The sequence below is a fragment of the Pseudocalidococcus azoricus BACA0444 genome (genome assembly GCF_031729055.1).
Lineage (GTDB): Bacteria > Cyanobacteriota > Cyanobacteriia > Thermosynechococcales > Thermosynechococcaceae > Pseudocalidococcus > Pseudocalidococcus azoricus.
In genome coordinates, this window is sequence record NZ_JAVMIP010000011.1 from 92,591 (window position 1) to 99,767 (window position 7,177).

Below are 7,177 nucleotides of genomic sequence, written 5' to 3' on the forward strand. Positions count from 1 at the left end.
TAAGTTTTCTTCGATCCTAGCTTGTTTTGGGCGGGGGCTGCAGATGTGCCTAGGTGGAGAGCAGCGCAAACGCATACCCAAAGAAATAAAGATGGGAATGTACCAAAGAAATGGGATACAAGCCCCGCACTTTAGGGCGGCTTTGTTACAATCGGGACAGGAAATCTGCCACATCGCCAGAGGCTCACGTCTTAGAACGGAGGAACCTGGAGGATCAGGGCAAACAACAGCGGTGGGACACATCGCAAAGAACTCTTGTGGAGGGCAAAGTCTTGAGACTCCCTGTGAAACAAGGAATCCTAGCCCTGCTTTGCACGCAAGCTATAGGGCGGGGAGGATGTCAAAAGAGTGTTTCCTCAACTGGGTCTAATCAGTCGCTCAACTGAATGAGGGGAAAATTATCACTATTGATGGGGAAACAGCGCGTCACACCGACAACTGGGGCGGGAAAAAAGGAGCCATACTGACCAGTCAGAAAAATCAGATGGTGATTGCGTTGGCAAAGCCTGCCGTAGGCGTTGGGAGCACAAACTTTTGCCCAAGCGGTGCGTAGCCATTGGGGAATTAAGCATCAACGCCATTGGGTCTTGGATGTGGCCTTGAGGAAAGGGCATTCATGCATTTGCAAAGACCATACCCCTGAAAACGTTGCTTTGATTCGACATAGAATTCTCAACCTCTTCCGACAAAATCCCTCGACCCAGGTCGGACTGGAGTCAAAACGACCGGGATTAAATTCCCTGTCTTCGGTGTTTCATCTGCCAGCCCCAGAACTGGTATGGACAGTTAAGGTGTCAGCTTGTTATTTGATTTTGGAAATTTGGAGGTTCATTCAGACATGGGACAATCACCAGTGAAAGATTTTTTCAGTGAATAACCCAGGCCTGATCCGCTTGGGTCTTTTTTTAGGCTTTATCAAACCAGGCCAGTCAAATTACAGCCACTGATCTCACCTATACCCCGAAACCCCAAGGGAATCCCGATGGCGTGATCATTGATTTCTGCCTGGGGACGATTACCCTGAAAACATCGGAATCCGAACCAGAGTCTGACGTTGATAGTCCCGCTGACCCTAGCCCCGATTTATACGATTTTCCAGGGTTAACCCGTGTCCATTTGAGCGCGCCTGCGATTAATTGGCAGCCGGATTTGCAAGGCCTGGAAACCACAATATTGCGCCGCCGTTCGACCCGTTCCTATACAGGAGGTTCAATCACCCAGGCCCAGTTGGCTCAAATCTTAGACTTTGCCTACCACCCCGAACATTATCAAGCCCAAGGATTAGATGCCGCCCCAGATTATTTTGGCCTGGACTTGATTAAGACTTTTGTCGCCATCTCAGGAGTGCAAGGGTTAGAAGCGGGATGTTATTACTACGCGCCCCAGTCCCAGGAACTCCGGCAAATTCGCTTCAAAAATTTCCGGGCCGAACTCCACCACCTCAGCTTAGGACAAGACTTAGGCCGAGATGCTGCTGCGGTTGTCTTTCAGACGGCCAACTTAGCCGCTGCTATTACCGCTCATGGGGAACGCGCCTATCGCTACCTCCACCTGGATGCGGGCCATTTAGGACAACGCTTAAACTTAGCAGCGATGCAGTTAAATTTAGGAGCCAGTGGCATTGCCGGATTTTTTGATGATCAGGTGAATGAAGTCTTGGGGATTCCGGTGGATGATGCCGTTTTGTATTTAACCACCTTGGGAGTTCCCGCCTAAAGCCCATGAAATTAACGACTCGTGGTCATTACAGTGTTAAAGCCTTGTTGGACTTAAGTTTGCGCCCTAATTTTGGCCCTGCTTCCGTACGCGAGATTGCCCAACGCCAAGACCTGCCAGCTCCCTACTTAGAAAAGTTATTGATTGCAATGCGCCGGGCTGGCCTGGTTCATTCCCTGCGCGGGTCTCAAGGTGGCTATCAATTGGCCCATCCCCCCAGCAACATCTCCCTTGGGCAAATCCTCCAGGCCGTCGGTGAATCGATCCAGCCCCTATTTTTAGAGGATGTCCCCCCAGATTTAGCTGCTGCGGATTGGGTCACAGTCAGCTTATGGAAACGCCTGCATCAAAAACTGCGCGAGGCACTATTTAATATTTCTCTAGAAGATTTATACTATGATGCCCGCAGTTGGCAAGCTGCCCAAGGAGAAAGTGCCAGTTTTGTCGTTTAAGATTTAAATGATCCAAAAATTCTCATCTCAGAGTTTGTATTGCATGACGCTAAAGCCTCTTTAAAGACCAGGTTTAGAGCGCGATGAATATATTCCGTCCATGATTCAGAAGTGGGTTCAAAGATGAGTGCATAAAGCATAATGCTACTCATAATGTCAAAAATTAAACCACTATCTAAATCTGGCTGAACTTCATCTCTGGCTTTTGCCCGATCTAGCACAACTGCAAAGGCTTCCCGTCGCGGTTTCATATATTTAGACCAGTATATTTTTGCAAACTGAGAATTACTCGAAGCACTGCTAATAATCATGGCAGCAGTTTGTCGTCCCAAAGGGTTGAGAGTAATCTGTGCTGCATTTTCAATTAATTGATCCAGATCACTCCAGAAATAACCTGTATCTGGAATGACAATATCTTGCCGAAAGCTCTCAATTGCATCTGCAACTAATTCTTCTTTAGTTCTGTAGCGACGATAGATGGTGGTTTTACCGACTCCCGCCCGGGCCGCAATTGCATCAATCCTGATCGCATCAAAACCAACTTCTCCTAGCAATTCAGTGGTCGCTTTCAAAATGGCCTGATGAGATTCAGCACTACGGGGCCTCCCCGGAGATTTTTTATTCATTCTGTCTCTGTATGTTAGGATTAATTACGAAACTAAGTCGTATCGAAATATCATGGGTAAACTTCCTTGTCCATCCTACATGGATAGAAATAGCACGCAAACGCTCCGGGAAGGGTTGGCAGAGTATTATGCGTCTAACCCCCATATCACGCCTCCCGATACTCAGCCACCCGAGTTTGCCAAAATCTTGCTGGCTCACGATGTTGGTCATGTCATTTATGGCTGTGATACAGGAATGTATGACGAACTGAAAATTTTGCCCCTATTTTGGTGGACAAGTGAGTGTACTTTTCAGCAGTTTCGGGAAATGAGAAGCACACCTGCCGTAGATGTGATGTACGATGACATGATCAAGGAGAAGGGGGTGCTTTGGCTTTATGGAGCCATTTTGAAAGTCCTGCCTTTACTTATTCCGGAACTCATCGCAACCTGGTTCAAAACTCGTAAGTGGCAAAAGCGCGTTCCTTTTCTCGAATTTGAGCCATTACTGGATCAATCTCTGTTACATATTCGGCAAGAGTTTGATTTACTGCAGTTTATTAAATAAGTATTTTGTGTAAAAATGATAATCTGTTAGCTCTAGAGAAAATGCTGAAACTCAAAATCTGTGGACTGACCCAGGCCCCGCAAGCTGTTGCCATTGCCCAACTCGGTGTCGATGCCATTGGGTTTATTTGTGTCCCCAGTTCTCCCCGCTATATTGCCCCAGGCCAGATCGGGAACATCATTACCCAACTCACCGAGTTTCCTCAGCTCTTAACGGTGGGAGTTTTTGCTAATGCAGAACTCGAGACTATCAATGATACTGTCAATACTTCCGGGATCAACACCATTCAACTTCACGGGCAAGAGTCACCAGAATTTGTGACAGCCATCAGAGCCAAATTTGCCAATCACACCTTAATCAAAGCCTTACGCATCAAAGATCAAGCCAGCTTAGACCAGGCCCAAGCCTATGCCCCTCTTGTTGATATTTTGCTCTTGGATGCCTATCATCCTGAACAACTCGGCGGTACCGGCCAGGCCTGGGATTGGAATTTACTCAGCCATTTTCAGCCCGAATGCCCCTGGTGGTTAGCAGGAGGATTAACCCCCAATAATGCCTCCTCTGCCATCGCTCAAACCCAACCTGATGGCATTGATTTATCCAGTGGCGTTGAACACTCTCCGGGCAATAAAGACTTGGCTAAAGTTCAGGCCCTAATGCGTGCTTTAGAGAACCCATTTGCCTTAATCCCCTTCTAACCGCGTTTCCAGGCCGACAAACCAGGATGAGCGCAGAATCCCCAAGGTTAGCCCCACGGGTAACACAACAAAAAAGCCAAGAATATTCGCAGCAAAGACAAATGCTTCCCCCGTAAAGAACCCCGCCTGCCATTGTTGCCAGGCCAGCACCCCCAAGATTCCCAAGGCAATGGGTAAACTAATCAAGGCCAGGTTTGAGGGTCGCCGCCACTGCAAATTGAATGGTTGCCGTATCCATGCCGCCCCGCCTCGAATTAGCCAATCTCCCAAATGGAGGACAATCCCCGGCCGGAGCAATTCTCCCCCCCACAGAATGAGAAACATGATCCACACCCAAGCCTGGCCATGGTTAAGTTTGTGCAGCAGGAGGAAAAAGAGATTGTAGCTAATGCCAAAGGGAAGATAAAGTAGCAGAATCGGAAAACCTAAGAATCCCGTAGGAACTCGGATCAAAGACCCAGAGAACAGGCCATGGGCAACCAGACTCACGCTGTACATGAGATAGAAAACCCCACCATAGAGGGCAATGGTTCTAAGATGGCTGGCCTGGTAACGCTGGCAGAAATGAGCTAACAGAACCACTGGCAGAACCCACAAAATAAAGTAGCCGCCCATTGCCCCCTGAAATTGGGTGAGAACAAATCCCACGAGAATCAACAGCAAGAGAATTTTATCCTTGCTCTTCCTTGCCACCCATTGATACACGCCTGTGCCCAGGCCAATTCCGGCAAGATAGATCAAACCTAGGCCAACAATCTGCCACTGCCCTCGAATATTGACTTGGTGAGGCGGTAAACCCAGGGCCTGGTGCATCCACTGCACGGTTTGGGCAATTAATTCTGGGTCATAGGGGGCGTTGGCGTGTTCCGATGTGGTTGAAATAACTAAATTTCTGGCAGTTCCTTTGACAAAATTAGACCTGGGAGAGATGGCAGCGTTAAACAGGGCCTGGGTCACGGGAACCGGATTTAACTGCTCATAAACCCCAATCCCCACCATGAAATTATTAGGTGTATCTGGAGTTGCTTCCCCGCCAATCCCCAACAGCACCGTAGCCCGAATTTTGGGATCACCAGAACCATAGATTAAGGCTGTGGTTCCGCCCATGGAATGACCGGCCAACCCCAAACGCATTGGATCAAATATCCGTTGCTTTTTCACCCAGGCCATAATCTGCTCAAGATCCGTTTGATTATCGGCTTGACTAATTTCCCGTGGATAAGATTCGCCTTGCCCGCCAAAGTCAAACGTCACAGCTGCAATTCCCTGATTGGCCAGTTCAAGAGCTAACGGCTCCATCGTCTCTTTTTGCGAGGAAATCCCATGACAGAGAATCACGGTGGGGTAAGGGGATTGAGTATCGTTAGGCAAATAGTAGCGACCGACTAATTCCTGATTAACGGGCCCAAGCACTTGAAAGGAATGGCCCTCAATCTCAAAACGAGTCCCCCACCACAAGGCTATGCCGAGAGCTAACAACAGCAACCAAACCTGAGTGATGCGATTCAACATCTATAGTCATTTCGCTTAGGAATGGAACACAAAAAAGCTTGAAACCGTTACGAGCGTTACTCTTGAGTATCTCACCTTTAGCAGAAATGACGATAAGTGATTCCACAGCTAGAGCAGATACAGCCAAGTCTATAAAAAAAGACCCCCACAAAATTATGGGAGCCTCAATCAATCAATTAGATTTCTAAACTCAGATCATCACTAATCCAAGCTAGGCATAGAGAGAACAGCTTCAGTTTCCCGTTCAATCCCTTTCTCAAACCCAGCCGCCGCAGCCCGAGCCCGACCCGCATGCCAGAGGTGGCCAACGAGGAAGAAGAAGCCCAAGACAAAGTGGGAAGTAGAGAGCCAAGACCGGGGCGAAACAAAGTTCACTGAGTTGATTTCAGTAGCCACACCACCGACAGAGTTCAAGGAACCCAACGGCGCATGGGTCATGTATTCAGCCGCCCGGCGAGCTTGCCAAGGTTGAATATCGTTCTTGATTTTATTCAAGTCCAAACCATTGGGGCCACGCAGCGGTTCTAACCAAGGGCCACGGAAATCCCAGAAGCGCATGGTCTCACCACCAAAGATGATTTCCCCAGACGGAGAGCGCATCAGATATTTACCCAAACCAGTCGGGCCTTGAGCCGAGCCGACATTAGCACCGAGTTTTTGGTCACGAACCAAGAAGGTCATGGCCTGGGCTTGAGACGCTTCGGGGCCTGTGGGGCCATAGAATTCGCTTGGATAAGCAGTGTTATTGAACCAAACAAAACAGCAGGCGATAAAGCCCATCAGGGACAAGGCACCCAAGCTGTAGGAGAGGTAAGCCTCACCCGACCAAATGAAAGCACGGCGGGCCCAACCAAACGGCTTCGTCAGAATGTGCCAAATCCCACCAGAAATACAGATAATACCCAACCAAATATGGCCGCCAATAATATCTTCCATGTTGTCAACACTAACAATCCAGCCATCACCTCCAAAAGGAGACTTCAGGATGTAGCCAAAAATAATAGCTGGATTTAAGGTGGGGTTAGCAATGACACGGACATCACCACCACCGGGGGCCCAGGTATCATAGACACCGCCAAAGAACATGGCCTTTAAGACCAAGAGCAAGGCACCAATACCCAAGACAATCAAGTGGAAGCCAAGAATGGTAGTCATTTTGTTCTTGTCTTTCCAGTCATAACCAAAGAAAGAAGAATATTCTTCTAAGGTTTCTGGACCACGCACGGCATGATAGATACCGCCAAAGCCAAGCACAGCCGAGGAGATTAAGTGCAAGACACCCACCACAAAAAATGGGAAGGTATCCACGACTTCTCCACCAGGCCCCACGCCCCAACCCAGGGTGGCAATGTGCGGCAGGAGAATTAACCCTTGCTCATACATCGGCTTTTCGGGGATGAAGTGAGCCGTTTCAAACAAGGTCATGGCTCCGGCCCAAAAGACGATCAGGCCAGCGTGGGCAACGTGGGCACCCAACAATTTGCCAGAGAGATTGATTAAGCGAGCATTACCGGCCCACCAGGCGAAACCAGAGGATTCCTGATCCCGATTGGTGGCAAAAATTGAATTACTAGAGAGCGTTACCACGGGGGAGTACCTCTTCGGGGAAGATAAAGTTTTCATGGG

Annotated in this window: 6 protein-coding genes and 1 pseudogene; 4 read left to right on the forward strand and 3 right to left on the reverse strand. The window is 48.7% G+C overall.

Going from position 1 to position 7,177, the window contains the following annotated elements; translation table 11 throughout:
* Positions 1 to 978: 978 nt before the first annotated feature.
* Together RIF25_RS11285 and RIF25_RS11290 are read left to right on the forward strand one after the other, a co-directional pair.
* Positions 979 to 1,716 (forward strand): annotated as a pseudogene (locus RIF25_RS11285) (SagB/ThcOx family dehydrogenase); the annotation flags it as partial.
* A gap of 5 nt (positions 1,717 to 1,721) precedes the next feature.
* Positions 1,722 to 2,168, forward strand: coding sequence for an Rrf2 family transcriptional regulator (locus RIF25_RS11290; RefSeq protein ID WP_322878642.1), 447 nt, complete (start codon positions 1,722 to 1,724; stop codon positions 2,166 to 2,168).
* On the opposite strand, the gene RIF25_RS11295 is transcribed toward RIF25_RS11290, so the two are convergent.
* Positions 2,165 to 2,794: a TetR/AcrR family transcriptional regulator gene (locus tag RIF25_RS11295; RefSeq protein WP_322878643.1), complete on the reverse strand. Its 630-nt coding sequence runs from the start codon at positions 2,792 to 2,794 to the stop codon at positions 2,165 to 2,167. The two genes, RIF25_RS11290 and RIF25_RS11295, sit on opposite strands and share 4 nt — an antisense overlap.
* A 79-nt stretch (positions 2,795 to 2,873) precedes the next feature.
* On the opposite strand from RIF25_RS11295, the gene RIF25_RS11300 reads away from it, so the two are divergent.
* Together RIF25_RS11300 and RIF25_RS11305 are read left to right on the forward strand one after the other, a co-directional pair.
* Positions 2,874 to 3,341: a hypothetical protein gene (locus tag RIF25_RS11300; RefSeq protein ID WP_322878644.1), complete on the forward strand. Its 468-nt coding sequence runs from the start codon at positions 2,874 to 2,876 to the stop codon at positions 3,339 to 3,341.
* A gap of 41 nt (positions 3,342 to 3,382) precedes the next feature.
* The gene (locus tag RIF25_RS11305) at positions 3,383 to 4,039 is read left to right on the forward strand and encodes a phosphoribosylanthranilate isomerase (protein ID WP_322878645.1); all 657 of its coding nucleotides are present in this window, start codon (positions 3,383 to 3,385) and stop codon (positions 4,037 to 4,039) included.
* Here the strand turns inward: RIF25_RS11305 and RIF25_RS11310 are convergent.
* Together RIF25_RS11310 and psbC are read right to left on the reverse strand one after the other, a co-directional pair.
* Positions 4,025 to 5,551 carry an alpha/beta hydrolase gene (locus tag RIF25_RS11310; protein ID WP_322878646.1) on the reverse strand — a complete coding sequence of 509 codons (1,527 nt, stop codon included), beginning with the start codon at positions 5,549 to 5,551 and terminating at the stop codon, positions 4,025 to 4,027. The genes RIF25_RS11305 and RIF25_RS11310 overlap by 15 nt on opposite strands.
* A gap of 201 nt (positions 5,552 to 5,752) precedes the next feature.
* Positions 5,753 to 7,138 (reverse strand): photosystem II reaction center protein CP43, encoded by a 1,386-nt coding sequence (gene psbC, locus RIF25_RS11315; RefSeq protein ID WP_322878647.1) that lies wholly within the window; start codon positions 7,136 to 7,138, stop codon positions 5,753 to 5,755.
* Between the last annotated feature and the right edge of the window lie 39 nt (positions 7,139 to 7,177).

Excerpts from the sequence above, each read along its gene's own strand:
- RIF25_RS11310 (WP_322878646.1), bottom strand. The coding sequence starts at position 5,551 with ATGTTGAATCGCATCACTCAGGTTTGGTTGCTGTTGTTAGCTCTCGGC.
- RIF25_RS11290 (WP_322878642.1), top strand. The coding sequence starts at position 1,722 with ATGAAATTAACGACTCGTGGTCATTACAGTGTTAAAGCCTTGTTGGAC.
- RIF25_RS11295 (WP_322878643.1), bottom strand. The coding sequence starts at position 2,794 with ATGAATAAAAAATCTCCGGGGAGGCCCCGTAGTGCTGAATCTCATCAG.
- RIF25_RS11300 (WP_322878644.1), top strand. The coding sequence starts at position 2,874 with ATGGATAGAAATAGCACGCAAACGCTCCGGGAAGGGTTGGCAGAGTAT.
- RIF25_RS11305 (WP_322878645.1), top strand. The coding sequence starts at position 3,383 with ATGCTGAAACTCAAAATCTGTGGACTGACCCAGGCCCCGCAAGCTGTT.